Here is a 23,652-nt window from a genome sequence, read left to right as displayed (position 1 = left end):
TTTAGAGCTAACGCTGACATCAATGCTAACCGCTAAGATTATGTATGAGTCCCAAATGCTCAGATGCTTTCGATGACCATGCACACGTCCGTAGAATTTCAAGATGCTTTTGATGTTGTTGTAGTCGGAGCCGGACACGCCGGTTGCGAAGCTGCCCTCGCTACAGCACGATTGGGCTGTCGTACCCTGCTGCTGACACTTAACCTGGACAAAATTGCTTGGCAACCGTGCAACCCAGCAGTGGGTGGTCCTGCCAAGTCCCAGGTGACGCATGAAATCGATGCCTTGGGTGGGGAAATTGGCAAAATGGCGGATCGCACCTACCTACAAAAGCGGATTTTGAACTCGTCGCGAGGACCTGCGGTGTGGGCATTGCGGGCGCAGACGGATAAACGGGAATATGCGGCGGTGATGAAGGAGATTGTCGAGAACCAGGAAAACTTGACAATCCGCGAAAGCATGGTGACAGATTTGGTAATCGGCGCTAACGATGAAGTGATTGGCGTCGAGACTTATTTTGGCGTAGCGTTTGGGTGCAAAGCAGTCATCCTGACGACGGGCACTTTTTTGGGGGGTCGCATCTGGGTTGGTAACAAGTCGATGTCAGCGGGTCGTGCGGGGGAATTTGCCGCAGTTGGGTTGACAGAAACCTTGAATCGGCTGGGGTTTGAAACGGGACGGCTGAAGACGGGAACTCCGGCACGGGTCGATAAGCGATCGCTAGACTATACTAATTTGGAACCCCAGCCGGGTGATACTGAGGTGCGGTGGTTCAGCTTTGACCCCTCAGTTTGGGTGGAACGGGAACAGATGCCTTGTTATCTCACCCGGACGACGCCGGAGACTCACCGGATCATTCGAGAAAATCTGCACCTATCGCCAGTCTATGGCGGTTGGGTGGATGCAAAGGGACCGCGTTATTGTCCTAGCATTGAAGATAAAATTGTGCGCTTTGCCGATAAGGAAAGCCACCAGATTTTTATTGAACCGGAAGGACGGGATATTCCAGAACTGTATATCCAAGGGTTTTCGACGGGATTGCCGGAGAATTTGCAGCTTGCTTTGTTGCGAAGTCTCCCCGGTCTAGAAAACTGTACGATGCTGCGTCCAGCCTACGCCGTGGAGTATGATTATTTACCCGCAACTCAGTGCTATCCGACACTGATGACCAAAAAGGTGGAGGGGCTATTTTGTGCTGGGCAAATTAACGGCACGACCGGCTATGAAGAAGCCTCTGCTCAAGGCATTGTAGCGGGAATTAATGCAGCTCGGTTTGTCCGCCATCAAGAAATGATTGTGTTCCCGCGCGAACACAGTTACATCGGGACGCTGATGGACGATCTGTGTACCAAAGATTTGCGGGAACCTTACCGGATGCTGACTAGCCGTTCTGAGTATCGATTGTTACTGCGGTCGGATAATGCCGATCAGCGCTTGACGCCTCTGGGTCGGGAAGTCGGCTTAATTGATGACCGTCGCTGGGAGTTGTTCCAACACAAGCAAGCGAATATTGCAGCTGAGAAGGAAAGGTTGTACTCAACGCGGATTAAGGAGCATGATGAGATCGGGAAGGCGATCGCGTCCGACACCCAACAAGCCATCAAAGGCTCGATTACTCTGGCTGATTTGCTGCGACGCCCTGGATTCCACTACGTTGACTTAGATCGTTACGGACTGAGCAACCCCAGTCTAGACTCAGTGGAGAAAGAAGGCGCAGAAATCGATCTCAAATACTCTGGCTATCTCCAGCGTCAGCAGCACCAAATTGACCAAGTTAGCCGTCATGCAAACCGCCCCTTGCTACCGGATCTCAATTATGCGGCGATCGAGACTCTCTCGAAGGAGTCCCGCGAAAAGCTAGCACAGGTGAAACCGCTCACGATTGGTCAAGCGGCTCGAATTGGCGGCGTCAATCCGGCTGATATCAACGCTTTACTGGTATATCTGGAATTGCGCTCTCGGCATATGGCGTTGGTCAGCAGCCAGTCATCGTAGGGGCTTTTTCGGTACTGTTCCCTTACCTTAGTTAGTGGTAAAAACGTCTACAACTGACCGAGAGACGAGATTAGTCGCGTCTCTACCCGCTGACAATTGACAAGTGACAAAAAGCATGGTTTGCTAACTGGGTCAAGCCCAATTTAACGATAAAATTGGCTTTGTCCTCACGCGAAAATATAAGCTAGAAGTAAGGCTTTCTTTTAACCAATCAGTCAGGGAGCATTGACAACTGATTGCCGTAGGGAATAATGTCCCACAATTAGAAATTTTTTACCGATCTAAGCCCCATCAAATGCCTTAAGGCTTATCGTTGATTCAGTGTAGCCACGAGAGTGAGCAATCCATGACTCAGGATGTTAGCAATAACCAGAGGGACTCAGCGCCCTTGGCAAATTCCACTTCAATCCAACCTTGGTCGGTTGACAAATATGCCGATCAATTAATGGACGACTTGTTTGCAGACATCGACCGGGTTTTGGAGGGCGGCAGCATCTCAACCCCAGAGCAGCCGCCCTCAGAGTATATCTCCTTACAACCTGTCCAAGTTTCGCAAGTCACATTGCCTCCTTCCTGGGTGCCACCAGACGATCTGCTCCAGGGGCAACCAGACAATACACCCCGCAGTATTGTGCAAACGCCTCTGGCGCTGGATATCAGCGTGGAGGAGATTGAACCCGAAGGCAACCAGGATCGTGGGGAAGGCAAATTATTCGAGAAACTCTTGCTGGGACTGGCTTTGGCATCGGTGGCAGTGACATTGCTGCTGTGGCTGGCAAGGTCGGGCAGGCTCTTTAGGCTGTTTTCGCCGCCCGCAATGGTTCCACCCCTCAGCCAAGAGGTTCAGTCGAAAGCAGATGAGCAGTTTGTTAACTATATGCAGCGATCGCTCGAAGTCATCGATCGCAAAGCCGACGCTAACAAACGCACGCGGAGTGAAGTCGCGCCACAAGGTACTAATCTGCCACCCGTGACGATCCCCGGAAATGCGCCTGGGGCAGCCAGAGGAACGGGGGTTATGGAAAGAGTCTACATTCCCATCTATCCATCACCCCAAAGTCAGTCTGTGGTTCCACAAGTGCCTGCCCTGGGACTGCAAAGCGTTTCGCCCTTAGTGCGTCCTCCCTTGCTTCCGTCACTGCCAAGGCGTCCGGTACCGCCGGTGCGTCCCGCGCCCTCAGTTAGTTCGATGCTGCCAGTGCGTCCCGCGCCCTCAGTCAGCCGTCCGGCACCGTCGGTGCGTCCCGCGCCCCCAGTGCGTTCTAAACCGCTGGTAGCGCCTCCCGTGGCTGCCACAATGCCCCGGCTTCCCATCCCTACGTTACCGCCCCTCGCACCCCCCGCACCCCCAGCCGCACCCATCCCAGATCCAGTTCCTACAGCGATGCATACGCTTGTGGGAGTTTTAGAGTTGGGCGATCGCTCTGCGGCTCTATTTGACTTCGGTGGTGTTGCCAACCGCATCCGCGTGGGCGAAAATATTGGCTCTAGTGGATGGACTTTGGTTTCCATCTCCAATCAGGAAGCGATTATCCGACGTAATGGAGAAGTCCGTTCTGTTTATGTTGGGCAGAAGTTTTGAATGAGTCATTAGCGATCGGTTATGAATCTATTACCAATGACTAATGGCTTTGGAGCGATCGCTCCTAATTGCTAACATGGTGACAAACCTGTAGTGGGAGTTCTTGCAGTGGGTCTATTTGACGATTTCAACCGATTTCTGGAAACCCGATTAGAAGAATTCTTGCGTAATAATCCTCATTTGGAATTACAGGCGCTAGAGGAGCAGCTGCGGGAACAAGAAGAAGACGCCCTGAAGCTGATTGCAGACTTGCAACTGCAAGAGAAAAAATTACAGGATGAAATTCTCTCAACTGCCCAGGAAATTCAGCGCTGGCATATCCGGATTGAAAAGGCAAAAGCTGCGAACAGGTTAGATTTAGTCCAGCCTGCCCAAGAGCGAGAAGCAGCCCTGCTACGTGAAGGGAATCAACTTTGGGGACAGATGCAAGGGGTTAAACAGCGAACCGAGCAAGCGAAACAGCTACAGCGTCAAATTCAGGCTCGCCGACAGGAAGTACATACCAAAGCCGTGCAGGCGCAAGCAGCGCGTACAAGTTCTCAAACTCAGCAGCGTGCGGAGACGGTTGGCTGGAATCAGAATTACCACCGCCCGATCAACAGCGGTCCCGATCCATTAGAGGATAAATTTAAGCACTGGGAAGCGGACGACGAGCTTGAGCAGTTGAAGCGAAATATCGGGCGATAGAGAATTTTTGAGATTGGTAATTGGTAATTGGTAATTGGTAATTGGTAATTGGTAATTGGTAATTGGTAATTGGTAATTGGTAATTGGTAATTGGTAGAAGTGATATTAAGTCTGGTTGATTACCCGTAATAAAAGAACCCCACCCCGCCATCACCTGCGGCTCCGGCTCCCTTCCCCGCAAGCGGGGAGGGGTTGGGGGTGGGGTTCCGGGTGCTGGGGAATTATGGGTAATTAACCTTAGCGAGATTTCATATCTGCGATCGCTCCTCTGGTCACTCCAGCGATCGCTTGCTCCGTTGCCTTGGGTAAGTGATAATATTTTCCCCCTGATTGCTTTGCCAATTCCTTAGCGAAACCAGTGGAAATAAACTTATTTTCCGTATCAATCACTAACAACTGAATCCCCAAAGCGCGAATTCTGGAAGCAATCTCCAACAATTCAGCTTTAATATCCGGCTTTTCCCCTTCCTGTATCGGTTCGCCCAAAGAACGAGCTAAAGGAATATTGCCGCGTCCATCGGTAATCGCCACAATCACCACCTGACCGATATCTCCAGACATCCGAGCATTCATGCCGACGCGCACTGCCTGAGTCAAACCATGAGCCAGAGGGGAGCCGCCGCCACAAGGCAATAGCTCTAGACGCCGCCGCGCTAAGGCAATCGAACGAGTTGGCGGTAGCAGCACATCGGCTTGTTCTCCTCGGAAGGGAATCAACGCCACTTGGTCGCGGTTCTGATAGGCTTCCGTCAGCAGGCGCATCACCGCACCCTTAGCTGACTGCATCCGGTTCAGCGCCATTGAGCCAGAGGCATCGACGACGAAAACGACTAGCGCCCCGGCTTTCCGGACTAAGCGTTTGGAGCGAACATCCCCTTGCTCGACGAATACCCGCCGATCTCCTTTTTGTCCCCCCTGACCAAGGGGAGATTGGGCGACGGCATCGTTTCGCTCCCGCCGCGCCTTTTGGTAGGGTGCAGCGGCTCTGAGCGTCGCATCAACGGCAATTCGCCGCACCTTGCCTTTCGGCAACATCGGCTTGACGTAACGCCCTCGATCTTCTGAAATGATTAGGCTGCGACTGCCCGACTTGCCGTGACGTTGCGCCATCTGAGCAAAGTAAAGCACGGTGGGGTCGAGGATGACACCCTCTGGATCGAAGACAAATTCTTCTGGAATGCTGGGCTGATCCTGCTGGGGTTCTTCCGGTTCCTCTTCATCCTGCTCATCCTGCTCTTGCTGAGATTCATCTTGGGGTGGTGGCGGTGGGGGAGGAGGAGGAGGCGTTTCTTCTGGAGGTGTCTGCACTACTGTGGCACGCGGCACAATAACCAATTCCACCGCACGGCGCAAGTCTTCCGCCGTCACGTTAGTGCGCCCCTCTAAAGCAGCAGCAGCCTTGGCAACTCGCACAGCAAATAGTTCGGCTCGATGTCCCTGCACTCCGCCGCGAATTGCTTCATCAACCAGGTAAGCGATTTGTTCGCGGGTGATGCGAACCTCCTTAAGCCATTCCCGCGCCAATACGATCTGAGTTTTCAGGTTGTCGAGGTCTTCGCTGTACTGTTCTAGAAAGAGTTCCGGGGATTTGGCGTAGGCGAGAGCTTGTTCTACTGCTTGCACTCGTTCATCTAAACCGAGTACACCATCAGCGGAAAGCGCGATCGCAATTCTATCGAGCAAATGTTCTCGCAGTGGCCCTTCTTCCGGGTTGTAGGTGGCAATAAATAAAGACTTACAAGGATGCTGAAAGCTAATCCCCTCCCGCTCAATCTGGTTGCGCCCTTCAGATAAAACGGTCAGCAGTTGGTTAGCAATTTGCTCATCGAGCAGATTAATTTCGTCTACATACAGGACGCCCCGGTGTGCTGCCGCCAGTAACCCAGGCTGAAACACCGTTTCTCCCTGTTTAACTGATTGTTCCACATCCACAGAACCCAGCAGCCGATCTTCTGTGATTCCCAAAGGAATTTGCACAAATGGAGCCGGAATCACCTGAGCGTCAATCTGGGCATCCGGCTGGGCATCAGCCTCTGCCAATAGTTTGTCATCCCACTCGCTGGGGCAATCGGGGTTGCAATTGCTAATCGACCCTTTGACGACTTCAATGGGGGGCAGAAGGGAGTGCAAGGCGCGTGCCATGACCGATTTAGCAGTCCCGCGACGACCCGCGATCGCTACCCCTCCCAGTCCGGGATCAATTGCTGCCAATAGCAGCGCCATTTTTATTGCTTCTTGTCCCACCACAGCAGCGAGGGGGAAGGCGGGGTTAGCTACAGATGCAGGCATAGTTTAAAAGCGATGCAAGTCCAATTTTTCAGCATAGCGCAAAGTTTGTCGCCTTCAACTAAGTCCTACGCTTCAAATCCACCCAATTACTCTTGACATCCAAGTTTTGCCGATGTTAAATTCAACGCAGACAGTAAAAAAATCTCGCATTAAGAAGTTTTGAATGCTGTCTCAGGTACACGATTTTTTAGTTTCCTGCTGAGCGTCTAGTCAACGATTTGGCTGAACAGTATGTCGGTCAAATGGTTGACTGCACGCTCAGTAGGAAGCTGAAAATTCTATATCTGAGACTGCAAATTCAATAGCTTCCCAGGCAGAAGAGTTGATTCGGGCTATTAACTTAGTCGGGGTTTATTTTATCTTTCTTAAATCCCTAGATCGGCTTTTTGCTGAAGCTAAATGCACGATTTTTTGATGTCCATTAACTTACTATTTGGACGTATCAAAATGACAAGCATTCTTGTAGCTTCCCAAACAAAAACAAACAATCAGAAACCGTTAGTTTCAATTTACTGGGATTTTCAAAACGTCTCCTTAACAGAAGAAGAAGCAAAGTTATTGGTGGACTTTGCCAAGTTGCAAGGACGTTTGATTAACAAAAGATTGTACTACAATTCAGAGTGCAAAAACCAGCTTTCTGCCAAAGTAAATTCAGAAAGTATTGGGTTTATATGTGTTGATGTTCCTTGTCCTTTAAAAAACAGTGCTGACAATCAATTGATAGTTGACTGTATTAACGATATTCACAGCAACAACCCTCCCAGCGTGGTTCTTCTTGTATCAGGAGATGGTGATTTTGAGAATTTAGTTTTGATTCTGCAAAAGTCAGAGAAAAAAGTGATAATTTTAGCTCAACGATGCACTGTAAAGCAAAGTCTGAAAAGTGTTGCTAATGAATTTCACTTTGTAAACGAATTACCTAACTTAGTTAGCAACAAGACTGTGATTCAGAAAGATAGCGTTTTGCCTGATATCACTTACGATGATGCTGTTCAGTATCTTATCGCAGGTATCAAGACTGCGAACAGCCAAGGTAAGCATGCAGTATATTCCACCATTGACAACCTGATGCGTAAAAGTCAGCATTTTCCCAACTATAAAGGGTTTTCCACTATTCGTAAAGCTGATAGGACGAAATTTTCAAGCTTCAGCAAGTTTGTTGCTGCTGTTGTAAAAGATGGGAAAATCAAATTGCAAAATGAGGAAATGTTGTTAGTATAGTTAAGCCGATTGCTGAAAGCTAGATAATCAAGCGATCGCTACCTTATCAAAAACCCGGTTTCCCTCCAAACCGGGTTTATCCAAAAAACCGCTAGTGGGCGGTTTTCTCGTGTTTACCTAGTTAATAGCCATCAATTAATGGTACTGATATTTCCATGCAATTAATTTACCCCAAAACAGGAGAAATAGAAATGTCACTGCCAACATTTCGGGATGAAAAACTCTTGCTTCATGCGCTTACTCACCGTTCTTATGCCAATGAAAACCCCGGAGAATGCGAAAACAACGAACGGCTAGAATTTTTGGGTGACGCTTTGCTAACTTTTTTAAGTGGCGAATATCTCTATCGTCGTCACCCACAAATGGGAGAAGACCAAATGACTCGTAGACGTTCGGCGCTGGTAGATGAAAAGCAGCTAGCAAAGTTCGCTACCGAGATTGGTTTAAACTTCAAAATGCGGTTAGGTCAAGGTGCCATTCGCGAGGGAGGCTACTATAATCCAAATTTACTCAGCAGCACCTTTGAAGCCGTCGTCGCCGCTTATTATCTAGATAACAATTTAGATGTTGAGAAAGTCCGCAATTTTGTAGAACCGCTGTTTGATTCCGTTCCGGAGGATATTGTAGTGTCCCTCTCCAATGTAGACTCGAAAAATCGGTTTCAGCAATGGGTGCAAGCAGACTCTGACCTTGGCTCAACGCCACCTAAATATGTTACCAAACAAGCAGGCGGAACACCCCACGCCCCAGAGTTCATCGCCACAGTGTTTGTGGGCGATAAATCTTACGGGGAAGGTAAAGGACGCAGCAAAAAAGATGCTGAGAAAGCGGCTGCTGAAGATGCACTGTCCAAACTGAAAAAACGAGGGCTGGTGTAAGCTGGAATTCTGGAGAAACTCTAACTTTCGGGTCTTTTAACTTCCAGGCAAGGCATTGCAAACTCAAAGAAGAGTGGTAGCGCAGGCTAGAAGTTAGTTATGAAGCCAAAAGATATAGTAGGACTGCTTAAAGATACATTTTCAGAATGGCAAGAAGATAAGGCATCGCGGTTGGCGGCGGCGCTGGCATATTACACTGTATTTTCTCTGGCACCGCTAGTTATTATTGCGATCGCGATCGCTGCCTTAGTATTTGGGCAAGAAGCGGCTCAGGGTAGAATTGATGAGCAAATTGAAGGCTTGCTTGGCTCACAGGGTGCCGATGCCGTCCAAGATATGATCAAAAATTCCCGGAAGGCAGAGCAAGGCACAATTGCCACCCTGATCAGCGTTGGCATCCTCTTGTTCGGTGCTTCCGGCGTCTTTGGTCAATTGCAAGATTCACTAAACACTATCTGGGAAGTCGCGCCGAAGCCTGGACGCGGCATTAAAGGCTTTATCAAAGACCGATTTTTGTCCTTCTCAATGGTACTAGGAATTGGCTTTTTGCTCTTGGTTTCCCTAATCTTGAGCGCCGGTTTAGCAGGAGTAGGCAATTATTTCGGTCATTTGATGCCCGGTTTGCCCTTCCTGCAAGCCCTAAACTTTCTCCTTTCCTTCGGTATCGTGACGGTGCTGTTCGCGTTGATGTTTAGAGTTCTGCCAGACGCCAAAATCGCCTGGGGTGACGTTTGGATTGGTGCCGCCATTACCTCTTTACTATTTACCCTTGGTAAGTACCTACTGGGGCTGTATCTAGGCAATGGCAGCGTCGGCTCAACCTACGGCGCGGCTGGATCGTTTGTAGTGCTGCTATTGTGGGTGAATTATTCCGCCCAGATTCTCTTTTTCGGTGCTGAATTTACTCAAGTTTACGCCAATAAATACGGCTCCCGAATTGTCCCCGCTAAGAATGCCGTACCCGTCACGGAAAAGGCTAGGGCGCAGCAGGGGATACCCCGCACTGAGGACAAAGAGGCAGCAGGTGAGCAAGAAGAGGCAAGCGATCGCGTGTCTGAAACATCTACCAGCACCATACAACAGGTACCGCCATCCAGACACCCGATGGTAACAGTACTCGCCTTAATTATCGGCGTTTCCCAAGGCTTTGCTTCTCTGGTGGGAGCAAAAGGCAAGAAGAAAAACCGACAAAAATGATGTATTCTGCGAGACTTTGCAGCAACTTCACCTTGGGCTTTCTCCACCCCCGGCGTCGCTTTCTAGATATTGCGCGATCGCTATCTTTTTCATCCCCTTTTTTTAAGCTGATTGCAATCAATCAAACAGTAGCCATGTATTCAATACAGTTTGGGGTTGGATAGCAACAGGGCTTACGCAAATAGCACCACATAGTGTGGGCGAACTGCAGGGGGATTGAACCTGAAAAAACGCTATATGTATAAGCTTTGCGTAAGTCCAGAGCAAGTGATGGTTTGGTAATTCCAGAGCAAGTGATGGTTTGGTAATTCCAGCCAAAGAAGACCCCCAAACCCCAATTAATTACGGGCAAGCAGAAATTTCCTTTAAGTTAAAGTAAGAATTTAAAATTCTCCTATTTTTTAATTTTTAATTCTTAATCCCTCGCTCACCATAGCGCAGCAGCCTTTCCAAAGTTGCCAAACGGTTATCCCAAACTTGGACTTGGTAGGGCTGTTCTAAACCTTCCTGTTGCATCCATTGATTGAACTGAAATTTAAAAGATTGAAGTGAAATTTTTGCCTTTGCCAGGTTATTTGCAGAAGGATTCGCAGCCAGCTGATTCAGTGCATTTGAGAGAGCATCTGCTTGTTTGCGCCATTCCGAGAGTGCTGGTTCTTTAATCCCAAATTGGTTAGTTTCCAACAGAAAATCCCATTCTTTTTGGAGTGCCGCGTAACGAGTAGCAGCAGCTAGGAAAGGCTGGCGATAAGGCAGCGGTTCTGTAGATGATTTTATTTCCCTTCCCTGAGTGCGGCGGAAGATTCCTTGCAGATTTTCGTTAAGATTTTCGGCGGCAAATAAAGCGTAACCACTGGCAGGAAAATTCCGCAGCGCCTGTATTTGATCGATTGCCACGACATCCGGCAGATTCAGTAGGCGAATCGAGGGCAAAACTAGAGTTGAACCCAGTAGAGCCTGAGTAAGTAAAGGCTGCGCCAAACTCTGGAGTTTGTTAGTATCTAAAGCGTAAGTCATCGGCACCAGCAAATCCACATCTCCTCGCTGCGCCCAGACTTCCCAATGTTGTTGTAGTTTTTGCAGACGCTCAGTTTCAGGAAAAGGAAACACTGCCGCCGACAAAATCAGGTTTGGTTTTAAGGCGCGTAGGCTTCTCGATGCATCTGCCACAAAACTGTTGATGGCATTGGTGCGAAATTGCGTCCACTTTTGCCATAGATTGCGGTCTTTTGGCGAAATCTTTGCCGGATCGACCCCATTTAACTGCTGAAATTGCTGACGCGCCGCCGTACCGTAGCCAAAAGCATAACCCGCACGGGGATCTTGAAAAGGATAGCGAATGTAATCGAACTGAATGCCATCCACTTGATAATTTGTGGCAATTTCCCCCAACATCTGTAATAAGTAGCGCCTCGCCTCCGGATTCGCCGGGTCGAGAAACGTTTTACCCGAACCCAAGTGGAACAAACGCCCCCGGTTATCGTAGCCTGCCCAAGTTGGGTGCAGATCGAGTACCGGGCCAGGATACTCTTTTGGACGGTTGACTAAGGCGTTATGACGCTGGTTGCCGACGGCGAAAATCCACACCCAGGCGTGCAACTCTATCCCTCGCTCATGGGCTAATTTAACAGCGGACGCCAGGGGGTCCCAGCCACGCACCAGGGGGTTCTGAATCTGAGCGACGCGACTGGGATAAATGGGATATCCCGCATTGACTGTTTCAAAAAAAACCGTGTTAAACCCCGCCGCCGCCAGCCGGTCGAAAATTTTCGCTAATTTTTGCTCCGAACCAGCGCTGACAATGGTACCCCGATCTAACCACATCGCCCGAATTTCTGACTGTCCTTGGGGTCGGTCGGTGGGATAGTTGTCCCAGAGCGATCGCCGCGCCTGAAGCCACTGCTGTCTGGCAGCGCTGTAGTCTTGTTGGGCAATTAGCTGAAGAAACTTTTGCAACCCTGTTTGGGCAGTTTTGAGTGCTGATTGCTGATTGGAGAGTGAAGAAGTTTGGGCGATGAGCTTGGTTTGCGTTGAGGAATTGTTTCCGTTTGCCGTTCCCACCTGGTTCGTGGCGTTGGCAGTTAACATGGCACTCTCAAAGCGTCCGATGAGAGCTTCCAACTCCTGACGCATGGCGGTTGCTTGTCCGCCTGTGATGGGCAAAGAGCTTGGTTTTACGTCGAGTCCAGGCGGAGCCACCAAACCATCGGCGTTGGCGTCTGTGGGTGCCGTGAAGGTGGGGAAAAGCGCTGTTGTTCCCGATTGGGTGCGGGAGTTGGCTGGCGTTCGACCTGCCGCAGACCCTGGAGAAACAGGATTCGTTGAGCTTGGCTGCCCGTTTGGCGGGCGTGGTGTGGCAGCCGCAGTGGTTCCGCTTGGGGAGTTGCACTGCTGTGGCACATCGGTTGCTGAATTTTTGGCTGTTCTCACTCCCCCGTAGCGGTTCAGGGACGCCCGCAGCCATGCGCTATCCAGGTTTGGGCTAGAGGCAGTATCGACGCCCCAGCGCCAGCCCAAAAAGACCGAGCGATCGGTGGTTACGACCGCCGGTGGATTTTCAACCGACTTCCAGACAGCAGCGGTTTGACTGGTCAATCCGGCGGGAACGATTACACCTCCCTGGGCGGTTCCGGCGAGTCCGTTCTGTTGCACCCAGTTCTGATTTTTGGCAGGCGCGGGTGCCAAGGTGGAGGGGCTTTGTAAGCCAAATCCCCAGTAAGCGCCAAAGAGCGATCGCAATTGCGATCGGACGTTCGGTTGCGAGAGGGTGCCCAGGGGACCACTAGCGATCGCGCGTCCACCTTTTCCCATCCATTCTTGGATTGCTTGTACCTGTACGGCACTCAGGGTTTCAACATTCGGTAAAAATAAAACCGACGTGCCTGCTAAATCTGCCGCCTGCCGGACTTGCTGTAAGTCCACCACACAGTAGGCAACACCACTCAGTCCCAGGCGCGTTGTAATTCCCTCCCATTGGTTGGCATTGTCCTGGGTTTTCACCACTCCCAGTACACCCGGTGCGGCACCGGCAGGAAAAGAATTAAAAATTAAACAGGAAAAATTCAAAACTAAAAATGCCCAGTTCCAAGTTTGGCATTTTTCCTTTCCCTGGCGTTGCCGCTTCAAACCAAAACCACTCCTCAACACAAGCTGCTCCTGAAATAGCTGTTAGCGATTAGCTTTTCATCGTTAGTCATTACTCATCAGTCATTAGCAACAAACTAACGACCCATGACGAATCACCAATAACCTTTCAACAGCGAATGGCTAATCGCTTATTCTAAGCAACGACCTCAGTCAGTAGCAACGAACCCATGACTAATGACTAAGGACGAATCACAATGACCTTTTGACAGCTAACCGCTGGTTCTAAGCAACGACCTCATTAACTGGAAAGCGGTCAATTAGATGAATCGCCCGATAGGCATTGCGCTGCAACGAATCTGAAATGTGAGGCACATGAGGAATTTGAGATAATAAATCCACCGTCCGCCGCAACACTCGGACAACATCCCCTTCATCTAAGCTGGTGTTGGAGCAGATTTGATCCCATTGAACGCCTAACGCCCATTGTTCCACCAAACCTGTTAAGTCATACTCCATCCAGACTGGCAGCGCTACGCGATACCGCCGCTGTAGCTGGAATAGGTTGCGCCGCAAGCCCCGCAAGCCTCCCAAGGCTTCTTCCATTTCAGCCGGTGCATTGTAGTGCGTCCAGCTGTCGGGTCGCATTGTTTCGGTCACAAAGGCGGCACAAGCAGCGGCTAAGTGGTGGGGATCTAACTCGTCAAGTTTACCCGACATCAGCGCTAAAGCCATCCACAGCTCGTTGTCACCCCGAATTGCAGCGGCGGCTTCTCCCAGCGGTGTCGGCATCACGCCCTCCAGTCCGCCCATCCGTTGCAAAATTTCAATCAGGTCGATGAATTCTTCCCAGTGGCGTGCTAGGTTTTCTTGGAGGAGGCTTTGAAGCTGGGAAACTTGGTCAAGCAATCCCTCTCGGCGCTGCTGGCGTTTGAGGAGGGCGGCGGGATTGCCCCATTGATGGGCGGGGTGATTTTGCAGTTGCGCTTCTACTGCGGCTACTCGCTGCTGCTGCGCGACCACTTCTGGGGCGGTATCTGCTTCTAGATCCGCGTCTGGACGACCGCAAGCGTCGTTCCGACAAGCCCAGCCAATTTGACGGGCAATTGCCTCTGTGGATTCGGTGCCCTTCTTGCAGTGACCGGGTTTTATGGGCATTTCCGGCGGCGGCTGTACGGATTCGACATTGGAGACGCGGGGTAGTTGGCTGCAAGCGACGACATCGGCAGCGGTGACTACATACCAGCGGTTATCTGCACCTAAGCAAATCAGGTAGGGCGATTGACCGGAACCGCGTGTCTTGGTGACTAACACGGCGGGTACAGGAGAGGATACTGGAATGTGTTTCCCTTTTAAACTCAGCAGTGTCCCGGCTTCTGTAGAAGCGATCGCGATCGCTATTTCCCGCGATCGCTCGGCTTCGGCTTGAGTTTGTAAAATTTTCAGTAATCGGCGTTCTTCTCTGAGACGTTCCTGAAGTTTTTCGTACTGTTGCAGGCTTTTATGGTCTACTGATGCCAGATCCGCTTCGATTTTTGCCAGTTCTTCGGATAAGTCTGCGATCGCTTTCCGAGTCGGTTCGAGATGCACTGTCGCCAAATACTGCCCGAAGCTACGTTCCACTAACTCTCTAGCTTCTTCCAGACTATGGGTTTGCAGCAAGTTCAAGACCATGCCGTAGCTGGGTGTAAACTGGCTCACCAGCGGGTCAGGTCCGTTGGTTGTCAAATAAGCCGCTTCCTTGAAGCCTTCAAAAGGCGTCTGCAACGTCACCACATGACCTGTGGTGTCCATCCCCCGGCGTCCGGCGCGACCCGACATTTGCATGAATTCGCTGGGCGTCAGCAGTCGGTGTCCCCGGTCGGTGCGCTTGGAAAGGCTAGAAATCACGGTGGTGCGGGCAGGCATATTAATCCCCGCCGCCAAGGTTTCGGTGGCAAATACCACTTTTACCAAGCCTTCTTGGAACAGTTCTTCTACCAGACCTTTCCATGCCGGTAAAATTCCGGCGTGGTGCGAGGAAATCCCCCGCAGCAACGGTTCAACCCCACCGCTGCGAGCCGCTTCTGGATTGTGGGCTAAAAATGCTTCAACTTTCTGTTTTAAAATTCTCGCTTCTTGTTGGTTTACCAGCGTTACTTCCCGCAATTCTTCCACCGCTTTGTCACAACCCCGGCGGCTGAAGATAAAGTAAATCGCTGGCAGCATATCCCGCTTCCACAGATGGCTCAAGACATACCCTAAACTAGGGCTGTCTTGCTTTTTGCCTTTTTCTTTTGTTTGTGGGCGCTTGGGCTTGAGTCGCGGATTTAGTTTTTTTTGCGACTCATCCAGTAGGGGAAACAGCCCTTTAGGATTGCAGAAGTGAAACTGCAAGGGAACGGGACGAAAATCGGAGTAGATGAGCTTGGTGGGGCCATGAACCCGATTCAACCAGTCGGTGAGTTGATCGCTGTTGGCGACAGTTGCCGATAGCGCCACCAGCTGAATTTCGCGGGGACAATAAATAATTGATTCTTCCCAAACCGTGCCCCGCTGTCGGTCGTTCATGTAGTGGCACTCATCCAGCACCACGGCTTCTACACCTGTGAGGGAGGTGCCGACTTCGCCGATGCGGGTACCGTAGAGCATATTCCGGAAAATTTCCGTCGTCATCACCAGGATCGGGGCATCCCGGTTGATCGACACATCTCCGGTCAACAACCCTACCCGGTCAGCCCCAAAGCGATCGCGGAAGTCTCGTAATTTTTGGTTCGATAGCGCTTTTAGGGGTGTGGTGTAAAATACCCGCTTGCCGCGACTCAAGGCGCGATAAATGGCGTATTCCCCAATCAGCGTTTTTCCCGACCCGGTGGGGGCACACACAACGACGGAGCAATCGGCATCTAACGCAGCGATCGCTTCCTGCTGAAACTGATCCAGTTCAAAGGAAAATAAAGTCTTAAGGTCTAGCTCTGGTATGGTAGTGGGCACGGTACGGTCAAATATTTCCAATAAGATTGCAGACGGAATTTACCCAAATCTCGCCACCAACTGTCGTCTTGTGCTTCCTTTAATTCTAAAGGACTTCCCCAGAATAAATTATCTTAACAATGGCTTTAGGGACACAGGCATTCACCTGCTCCCGACGATGGCACATCGCTATTTTTTTAGGGAATTCTCTTCAGTGCAAATTAGCACCGGCTCGGCGGGATGCACGATGGTATCGAAATCGAAAATGACATTCGCCCTGAGAACCGTGACGCTATTTGCTTTTCTAGGTGCCATTTCCCGATGCCAGTGTCTCAAGTCAGTTGAAACTGCTTTACGAAACTTCAAATTTATTTGTAGCGGCAGAATAATAGAGCAATTGTCATTATAATAAATAATATACCTAAATTTTAGGGAAAATCCAAATCAAAAAATTTGAATAATTGCGAATACCTGTCTGTTTCTGCCCAAAGCTTTCTTCTGCTTTCTCTGGCAAATTCGAGGCTTTTTAAATAGCTGCTGAAAAGCCTCTCAATTATTGTCTAAGTTAGCCTTTTTCCATCGCTGCCAATTCCCACATCTTTAGAGGACAAGGGATATTGAGGTAGATGATGTAACTACGGATACAGCAATTGTCAAGAATGCTACGGATGTGGGGAATGGCGATCGCTCAAAAAGATTAAATCAAAAATCATCCTTTTGACTGATAGATAAAAGCTGCGTTTAATCCTGACCCAGACCACAGGAATAGGAAGAAATGGGTATCCACTTGTAAAAAAAGGCAGAAGTCGGATTTTAAAGATGACAGGCAAGAATTTCTATCGGAACTGATTCATTAATCAATTTGCAGTGCTGGGTTTCGTACCTCAAACGCCACGCCCTCAACCTACAAAATTACATAGTTGAATTCGGTTCTCCTACTTACTGAATTAGTTTTCTAGTGCCCAGTCCCTATGGGCGAGTTCCAAACCCCCCGAACAGTCCCCAGTCCCTTATTTATCCTTCCTAAACGTCGGTGCCACAAGCCAACGGACACAAAAGTGCCAGCATGACGGTGACGGATAACGCTCACCGAAAAATTTCCGATGGAAACAGGATCGTCTATCAGCGGTTGAAACAGGCGCTGAGTCTTGGTTTGCGCCGCCAAATTTTTGTGGCGGTATGCGACGATCTCACCTTGAGAAATCGTCTGGCTGCCCGATTACACGCAGAATTGGCGATTTCACAAGACGCACGAACAAACAAGTCCAATCGCCTTCATTCATCCTTCCCAGGCTACCCCCGATTGGTCAGCCTCAACTTAAACTTGAGCCAGCCGCATCCCATCGCTCAGATGAATCGCTGGTTAGCACAACACCCGCCCCTTGACGACAACCCACCCGGATTTCAAATTTTGGGTGTGGAGCTATTAACCAAGCAGCCAGCAACAGTACAGGGATTATTTCTGCGCTCTCTCAGGGGAATTGAGCGCAGTTTGCCGCGCTTGGAATCTAGCTTGTTGCTGTGGATGCCTCGCCCTTGGTTCCGGGCGATTCAGCAGTCAGCACCTGAGTTTTGGCGGTGTCACACGGGCTTATTTGAGTTTGATGGGGAACCCACGCCCGTATCAGAAGAGATGTGGTATACATCTCGTGCATCCGCAGCGCCCCGCGAACCAGCCGCTGAGCAAGAGACGGCGGTACCCCAAGAAAATCTGTGGCACATTCTGAACCGTGACTTCGCTAAATATGGCGACACAGGTTTGGAAAATCCGGTTTCAGGCAATGATTCTGGCAAGGAAGAGGTAGAAGCGAGGCTTTCGGGAGAGCAATCTCAGCAACCAGCGACAAATTCGGCAACGAATGCTTCCCCGGTACAGGAATCAGCAGAAAAGAGTGATGAATCAGCATCAATTCATCCTTCCCATGATGAGGCGATGGAGAATTTGCCTCAGGTGCAATCGTTGCAGGAAATTGCCCAATTACAGCAGCAATCCTGCCCGCCAGAGGCACTTGCTGAAGCCTATTTGAGGCTGGGGAATCATTACCGCGATCACATTGAACTCGAACAATCTAATGCCTCGCCGGAAAACCTGATCGTTGCCATCCAAGCTTACGAACAGGCATTGAGTTGGCTGGAGGCAGATTCGCCCCTGGTACCCGATACCCTCAATGATTTGGGCAATCTCTACTGGATGCTGGCTCGCTATCCCAGCAAAGTTGAGGAGATGCTTGCCTATCTGGAGCAAGGGATTCAAGCGTATCAAACCGCTTTAACCACCTTCAATCCCGATGAAGCGCCCCACACCTATGCGATGATTCAAAATAACTTGGGGGCGGCATACGGAGATTTGGCTCGTTATCGAGATGCCGCCGAGAACTTGCAATACTCGATTCGCGCTTATCAGGAAGCTTTGCGCTATCGTTCCTCCCAGATGGAGTCGCTCAAATATGCGGCGACGCAGAATAATTTGGGTACGGCTTACTGGCATTTAGCGCAGCAGCAGCAGCCAGTGACGCACTTGCAACAAGCGATCGCATCTTATACAGAAGCGCTGTTGTATTACAATCCAGAGCAAGAGTCGCTCAGCTGGGCAATGCTGCAAAACAACATCGGTACCGCCTATTGGAATCTCGCCCAGTACGAACAACCCGCAACCTATTTAAAGCTTGCAATCGTTGCTTACTTGAATGGGCTGAAATATCGGACGCCTGATGTAGTCCCAGCAGCTTGCGCGGCGACGCAGAATAATTTGGGTACGGCTTACTGGCATTTGGCAAGCCAGATAGAAACTAAGCCGGAAGCGCGACAGGAATATTTGCAGTTGTGTATTGCAGCTTATGAAACTGCGATCGCGCTTGTCCACCGGCTGAGCAAACTAACTCCCCCAGTGTCGGTCACGTTTGATGCCTCTGCCACCTACAATAATTTGGGGCTGGCTCACTACCAGATGGCGACGGATAAGCAGTTCGCTTTGGCTCAGGGTTCTCTGTTAGAGCATCTAGAGGCAGCGTTGCACAACCATTTGCAAGCGTTGCGGGGCTTTAGCAATCAACCCGATGCCTACGAATCCACTCTGTCTTACGTTGTGCAGACAATCCGGGCGTTTTTCCGCGAACGTGGCTTACAAGGGCAAAATCTCGCCCTTTCCAAGGTTCCGGGTAAGCTGTTGCCAGAATTGCTGCGACGGTTGTAATTTTAAAGCCCTGAATTAATCTGGTTCCGTAGGCAGATCGTAATCTAAAGCAAAATCGCCATCTTGCCAACAGAAAGATTATTTTCATTTATCTCAAGATATTGAAGAAAATGAAGCTTTCCCAGACTCCTGCTACACTATTGTGGGAATGAAGCTATGAAATATTTTCTGGATGCTGAATTAGTTGCTGACTGTTAATAATGACTTTCAGAAGTTTTAAAGAGTTATTAATAACCTCAAGCTAATTAAAACCATGTCTATGAATGGTTGAAGCCAGAGTTTTTTCTTAGTAGGGGCGCTGCCGTGCCGTGTCCCTAGCACTCCATCAATCTGCCGCTACCCAATATCCCTAAATCTACACCCGTGCAGAACATACCTCAGGATGATTCGCCGAATGTTCCTGTCCAAGGAAATTGGTATTTAGTGACATTAACTCAGGTGTCGAAGCGTGAATTATTTTACAAGCAAATTTTACACGCGATAGAACAAGAGAAGCTACAAGATGTAATTTTAAGAGTAGAAATGCCAAAAGAATCTGTATATCAGAATTTGGTATTGCTGGAGGCGACGAGTTTTAAAGCCGTGCGCGATCGCCTGCGACAGCTAGACTACGATCCCAAAATTTCACCGAAACCCTTAACCCCCGATCAAGTTAACCGGATGCTGGGATTCTAAAAAAACGGTAGGGGCAGGAAAACAATCCTGCCCCTACGTCTATGGATTAGCGGAGAAAATCGGTAACTTTTAACGACCGGAAACGGCTAAAGCGCCAGCGATCGCGCTGACAGCACCTGAGACTAGCGCAGTTCCAAACAGCCACCAAGCAGCAGAGGCGGCAGCTTTGCGAGTTTCTTCCGCTTGTCGCTGCGCTTGATACTTCACTTCGTCTAGGCGGCGTTGGGCTTGCTGTTGGAGGCGATCCACCCGTTGCAGTACGCTGTTGCGTGCGCCTTCAATTTGATCGACAAGTCGATTAGCATCTTCCTCGGAGATATCCTCGCGGGAAGACATGATGGCAACCAGAGTATTGCGATCGAAATGGGAGAGGCGATCTTTAAGCGAATCAAACCCAGCTTGCGGATCGTCAAACAACTGGCGAACATCTTTCTTGATGCTGTCATAGTTGAGTTCCGGACGATCCAACGAGTTGAGGTAGTTGCGGATTCGACCAAAAATCCCGTCAATCGTATCTTGGATACGACGCTGAATGCTGCGAATTTGCTCAACAAATTGGTCGCGTACCGAGAGGACTTGATCCACAATTCGGGCAGCTTCTTCCTCAGAGATATCCTGCCGTTGCGACAGTAGGGAGATCATCGTATCGCGGTCGATGTGGGAGAGGCGATCGGTCAGACTATCAACTCCAGTGCGCGGATCGTGCAGTAACAGCTGCAAATCGCGCTTAATCGCTTCTGGATTGAGTTCGTCCTTGCCAGTGTTCCGCAGATAGTCTTCCAGGGTGCTTTGGAAATCTTGGATTTGTGCCTGCGTCCGGGTGGCGAGGCGACGGGGCGCTCTGACGATGTTACGAATCGTACCCTGCACCTGATCGATTACCTGATTTACTTGCTCCTCACTGAGGTCTTGCCGCTGACTCAGTAGCTTCACCAGGGTATCGCGGTCTACTTGAGATAGCCGTTGCCGCAGTGCCGTTGCACCTTGTTTGGGGTCAGAGAGCAGTTTGGTCAAATCCCGCTGGATGCCTTCGGGGTTGAGTTCGTCCTTGCCTGTGTTTCGCAGGTAATCTGTTAGAGCAGTGCTGGTTTTGTCTACTTGCTCTTTGGCTTTATCTACGACCATTTGCGGTGCGTGGACAACGTTGCTCCAAGAATTTTGCACCTGATCGATGATTTGATTTACCTGCTCTTCGCTGAGGTCTTGCCGCTGACTCAGTAGCTGGACTAAGGTATCGCGGTCAAAGCGAGAACCCCTTGCCTGTAGCGCCGACAGTCCGGCTTGCGGGTCGGAGAGGAAAGTTTTTAGATCCCGCTGGATGCCTTCGGGATTCAGTTCGTCTTTACCTGTGTTCCGCAGATAGGACTCTAAATTCACCCACAGCGCCTCGGTTTCGGATTTTACCCGGTCTTGCAGGGCTTGGGATTCAATTAGGACGCGATCGCGTGATTGTTCCAAATTGGCACTGATTTGATCGGCTTGTTCCTCGGTGATGTCTGTACGTCCCCTGAGCAATTGCGTCAAGGCATAGCGATCGTACAAAGCAAGGCGACGCTCAATTGTCTCGTGGTCGGTATCTGAATCTTCCAGCACCCGTTTGAAATTGTCGTTGATGCCTTGTGCAGTGAGTTCAGTTGTTGGAGCCGTTTGAATATATTCTTCGACTCGGCGACGCAGATCCTGTGTCTTTTCTTCTTCCTCAGCTGCCCGCACTGTCACCAAAACTTCTTGCCGGATACCTTCTAATTGATCGGCAATGTCGTTGATTTTGTCTTGGGTAAAGACGCCCCGCTGTTGCAGCAGGTTGGCAAAATACCCCCGGTCTAGTTGCTCTAATTCGCGGCGAATTGTCCCCGGATCGGCTTGGGGGTCGTAGATGACTTCTTTGAATTCCCGGTTGAGTCCTGGTCGGGTTATCTGCCAGGAGTAGGTGTTGAGCAGGTAGTTTTCTACATCTGCTCGAATGGTGCTGTAGGGGAGTTCTGGTTTAACTCCTGCTTGAGTCGCTAGTTTGTCGGTTTGCTCGGTTACTTTGTCTTTAGCTTTAGAAAGCGAACTTAAGATGGTTTGCACATCTAAATCTGAGAGATCCGTGCGCCCCATTGCCAATCCCATGAGGGTCGTTAAACCCTGCTGAATTGTTAGCTGAATTGGACCCGGAGCTGCTTCCTCGACTGCTTTTTGATCGGCTTTCTTAGAATCGCGCGTCTCTGCAATCAGCTGGTCGAGTTTGGCGTTGATATCATCTGACTTTACTTGACCAGGTTGTGCAGACTTGAGATAGTTGAGCAGTTCGCCCATCCGATCTGTTTGTTGCTCTCGCGATCCCACGGCTTGCCGCCACACGCCTTCGAGTTGGTCTACGATGCGGTTCATATCGCGTTTCGAGAGGTCTGTGCGATCGCTTACCAAATTTATAAATGTTTGGCGGTCGATGTTGCGGAGATTGTCGGTGTTAGCGATCGCTTTTAGTTGCGGGTCATTGAGCAATTTTTCAAATTCACCTCGAATCTTTTGCATATCGAGTTCCGGGGGACGCAAGGAGCCTAAATAATCCTCCAGCGTTTCGCGGATGCTGGCAGGATCTATCCCCGATCCCAGTTCTCGCCGCACTGCTGCTGCTGCCGCCTCTGCGGTTGATACAACTTGATTGTTGACAGCTTGTGCACCTATGGCTGCGGTTGCTGTGCCGATAATTGCTTGAAAGCCGCTGGTTGCCGTATTAACGACTGAACCAATTAACGATCCCACTGTCGTTGAACTGACCCAGAATAGTAGGCAGAAGTACGTCGCCCAGATTACCAAACCAATAATGGCACCCAAACCGCTACTGCTAATCAGGCTCAGTTTCACTGCCAGGAAACACGCGATCGCTAAAGCAATGGTGACAGTCAACAACGTCCAAATTCCGACTGCCGTTCCAATTTTGCGAATTGTCCCGCCAAAACTGCTAGATTCATTCTGATCGGAATCAGAATCTGATTGATGCCCCAAGTAAGAGATCCCGGCGGCAACTGAGAGATTTGTTAACAATAATTGCAATGCAAAAGCTAACACTATCCCAGCAATCAGCGCTACAAAAAACTGAGGTCCCGAAAAGACAAGCGCCGCTTCTTCCGGAGTATTCACCGATGGATCGACTGGCGTAGCTTGAGCTATCCAGAATAGGGTTTTGTACATTCCCATGAGTATTCCCTTACTCTCAAACATGATATTTTCTTCCTCAAAGCAAATGCCGCGCAAATTATAAATTAAGCTATGTTGAGTGGTCAAAATCTGCAAAAAAGACCACGCTCTGAAACACCCGTTTGTCAAAAAAACGGGTGATTATCTTTCTGGTTTCTTTGTACTCATCTACTTAAGTTAGTAACTCTGTATGTGTCGCCCAACTCCTCTCTGTACGTCAGAATCGTCGAATCGGTCACTGCAAAGCATCCTCCTGAGGTCTGAAATGTATACCTGTGGCAGGATGGAGAGAGGTAGGGGAGAAAACCGCGAACCCTAAAACTACATTTGCAGACCTTTTCCTAAAACACCCTGCTGCTTCTTTCGATAAGCAGCTTTATCTAGGCGATATGCTCCGAAACCATGACGCGCAGTTTAAGTTAAGGACTGGAACAATAACCTTTAATAAAAGTTTATCTTCTATCCAAATTTTAGGAACTGAATCAGAAGTTACAGACACTTGGCTCTGGGGGGCTAAGGAAGAAGGTAATATATCAGATGATTTTATGCAAGCCTCTATCGGTATAGGTTCTAGTGTAGTTCGTGATGTACTCCATCTGATTGAGTACTAATTTTTAGAATTTCTTTTTCAACATCCGATGGTCGGTTTGAGAAAATAAAAAGGCAAAATGCTAAAGAAAGGAGCGATTTTCTTGATGCATTTGCCTTTTTAT

14 protein-coding genes are annotated in these 23,652 nt (G+C 49.7%); 9 read left to right on the top strand and 5 right to left on the bottom strand.

Annotated elements, in window-relative coordinates:
• Window positions 1-72: 72 nt before the first annotated feature.
• The 3 genes from mnmG to ACFW2W_RS07720 all read left to right on the top strand — a co-directional run bounded on the left by mnmG (window position 73) and on the right by ACFW2W_RS07720 (window position 4,264).
• A complete protein-coding gene (gene mnmG, locus ACFW2W_RS07730) occupies window positions 73-1,995 on the top strand; it encodes a tRNA uridine-5-carboxymethylaminomethyl(34) synthesis enzyme MnmG (protein WP_378175579.1) in 1,923 nt (640 codons plus the stop codon).
• A 346-nt stretch (window positions 1,996-2,341) separates the two neighbouring features.
• Window positions 2,342-3,577, top strand: coding sequence for a hypothetical protein (locus ACFW2W_RS07725; RefSeq protein WP_378175576.1), 1,236 nt, complete (start codon window positions 2,342-2,344; stop codon window positions 3,575-3,577).
• Between the two features lie 108 nt (window positions 3,578-3,685).
• Entirely contained in the window at window positions 3,686-4,264 is a 579-nt protein-coding gene (locus ACFW2W_RS07720) for a TIGR04376 family protein (RefSeq protein WP_378175573.1), read from the top strand.
• Window positions 4,265-4,501: 237 nt separating this feature from the next.
• Here the strand turns inward: ACFW2W_RS07720 and bchD are convergent, their stop codons facing one another.
• The gene (gene bchD / locus ACFW2W_RS07715; RefSeq protein ID WP_378175571.1) at window positions 4,502-6,553 is read right to left on the bottom strand and encodes a magnesium chelatase ATPase subunit D; all 2,052 of its coding nucleotides are present in this window, start codon (window positions 6,551-6,553) and stop codon (window positions 4,502-4,504) included.
• Window positions 6,554-7,000: 447 nt separating this feature from the next.
• Between bchD and ACFW2W_RS07710 the strand changes: the two genes are divergently transcribed.
• The 3 genes from ACFW2W_RS07710 (at window position 7,001) to ACFW2W_RS07700 (ending at window position 9,849) form a co-directional block, all read left to right on the top strand.
• Window positions 7,001-7,774, top strand: a complete 774-nt coding sequence (locus ACFW2W_RS07710; RefSeq protein ID WP_378175568.1) for an NYN domain-containing protein — start codon at window positions 7,001-7,003, stop codon at window positions 7,772-7,774.
• A 191-nt stretch (window positions 7,775-7,965) separates the two neighbouring features.
• The gene (rnc, locus tag ACFW2W_RS07705; protein WP_378175565.1) at window positions 7,966-8,652 is read left to right on the top strand and encodes a ribonuclease III; all 687 of its coding nucleotides are present in this window, start codon (window positions 7,966-7,968) and stop codon (window positions 8,650-8,652) included.
• A 99-nt stretch (window positions 8,653-8,751) separates the two neighbouring features.
• Window positions 8,752-9,849 (top strand): YihY/virulence factor BrkB family protein, encoded by a 1,098-nt coding sequence (locus ACFW2W_RS07700; RefSeq protein ID WP_378175562.1) that lies wholly within the window; start codon window positions 8,752-8,754, stop codon window positions 9,847-9,849.
• Between the two features lie 408 nt (window positions 9,850-10,257).
• Here ACFW2W_RS07700 and ACFW2W_RS07695 read toward each other — a convergent pair whose 3' ends face one another.
• The 3 genes from ACFW2W_RS07695 to ACFW2W_RS07685 all read right to left on the bottom strand — a co-directional run bounded on the left by ACFW2W_RS07695 (window position 10,258) and on the right by ACFW2W_RS07685 (window position 16,200).
• Window positions 10,258-12,996 (bottom strand): glycoside hydrolase family 10 protein, encoded by a 2,739-nt coding sequence (locus ACFW2W_RS07695; RefSeq protein ID WP_378175559.1) that lies wholly within the window; start codon window positions 12,994-12,996, stop codon window positions 10,258-10,260.
• 222 nt (window positions 12,997-13,218) lie between these two features.
• Window positions 13,219-15,906: a DEAD/DEAH box helicase gene (locus tag ACFW2W_RS07690; protein WP_378175556.1), complete on the bottom strand. Its 2,688-nt coding sequence runs from the start codon at window positions 15,904-15,906 to the stop codon at window positions 13,219-13,221.
• A gap of 168 nt (window positions 15,907-16,074) precedes the next feature.
• Window positions 16,075-16,200, bottom strand: coding sequence for a hypothetical protein (locus ACFW2W_RS07685; protein ID WP_378175554.1), 126 nt, complete (start codon window positions 16,198-16,200; stop codon window positions 16,075-16,077).
• A 751-nt stretch (window positions 16,201-16,951) separates the two neighbouring features.
• On the opposite strand from ACFW2W_RS07685, the gene ACFW2W_RS07680 reads away from it, so the two are divergent.
• The gene (locus ACFW2W_RS07680; protein ID WP_378175679.1) at window positions 16,952-19,078 is read left to right on the top strand and encodes a tetratricopeptide repeat protein; all 2,127 of its coding nucleotides are present in this window, start codon (window positions 16,952-16,954) and stop codon (window positions 19,076-19,078) included.
• A 363-nt stretch (window positions 19,079-19,441) separates the two neighbouring features.
• Window positions 19,442-19,753, top strand: a complete 312-nt coding sequence (locus ACFW2W_RS07675; RefSeq protein WP_378175551.1) for a chromosome segregation ATPase — start codon at window positions 19,442-19,444, stop codon at window positions 19,751-19,753.
• A 69-nt stretch (window positions 19,754-19,822) separates the two neighbouring features.
• Here the strand turns inward: ACFW2W_RS07675 and ACFW2W_RS07670 are convergent, their stop codons facing one another.
• Window positions 19,823-22,963 (bottom strand): MFS transporter, encoded by a 3,141-nt coding sequence (locus ACFW2W_RS07670; protein ID WP_378175548.1) that lies wholly within the window; start codon window positions 22,961-22,963, stop codon window positions 19,823-19,825.
• A 251-nt stretch (window positions 22,964-23,214) separates the two neighbouring features.
• Here ACFW2W_RS07670 and ACFW2W_RS07665 point away from each other — a divergent pair, with 251 nt between their 5' ends.
• On the top strand, window positions 23,215-23,550 hold the full coding sequence (locus ACFW2W_RS07665) for a DUF6882 domain-containing protein (protein ID WP_378175545.1): 336 nt from the start codon (window positions 23,215-23,217) through the stop codon (window positions 23,548-23,550).
• Window positions 23,551-23,652: the final 102 nt, after the last annotated feature.

This window comes from Coleofasciculus sp. H7-2 (assembly GCF_042747725.1).
GTDB lineage: Bacteria > Cyanobacteriota > Cyanobacteriia > Cyanobacteriales > FACHB-T130 > FACHB-T130.
This window is presented reverse-complemented; position numbering and strand designations above follow the sequence as displayed.

Excerpts from the sequence above, each read along its gene's own strand:
- mnmG (WP_378175579.1), top strand. The coding sequence starts at position 73 with ATGACCATGCACACGTCCGTAGAATTTCAAGATGCTTTTGATGTTGTT.
- ACFW2W_RS07725 (WP_378175576.1), top strand. The coding sequence starts at position 2,342 with ATGACTCAGGATGTTAGCAATAACCAGAGGGACTCAGCGCCCTTGGCA.
- bchD (WP_378175571.1), bottom strand. The coding sequence starts at position 6,553 with ATGCCTGCATCTGTAGCTAACCCCGCCTTCCCCCTCGCTGCTGTGGTG.
- ACFW2W_RS07710 (WP_378175568.1), top strand. The coding sequence starts at position 7,001 with ATGACAAGCATTCTTGTAGCTTCCCAAACAAAAACAAACAATCAGAAA.
- rnc (WP_378175565.1), top strand. The coding sequence starts at position 7,966 with ATGTCACTGCCAACATTTCGGGATGAAAAACTCTTGCTTCATGCGCTT.
- ACFW2W_RS07700 (WP_378175562.1), top strand. The coding sequence starts at position 8,752 with ATGAAGCCAAAAGATATAGTAGGACTGCTTAAAGATACATTTTCAGAA.
- ACFW2W_RS07685 (WP_378175554.1), bottom strand. The coding sequence starts at position 16,200 with ATGGCACCTAGAAAAGCAAATAGCGTCACGGTTCTCAGGGCGAATGTC.
- ACFW2W_RS07680 (WP_378175679.1), top strand. The coding sequence starts at position 16,952 with ATGACGGTGACGGATAACGCTCACCGAAAAATTTCCGATGGAAACAGG.
- ACFW2W_RS07670 (WP_378175548.1), bottom strand. The coding sequence starts at position 22,963 with ATGTTTGAGAGTAAGGGAATACTCATGGGAATGTACAAAACCCTATTC.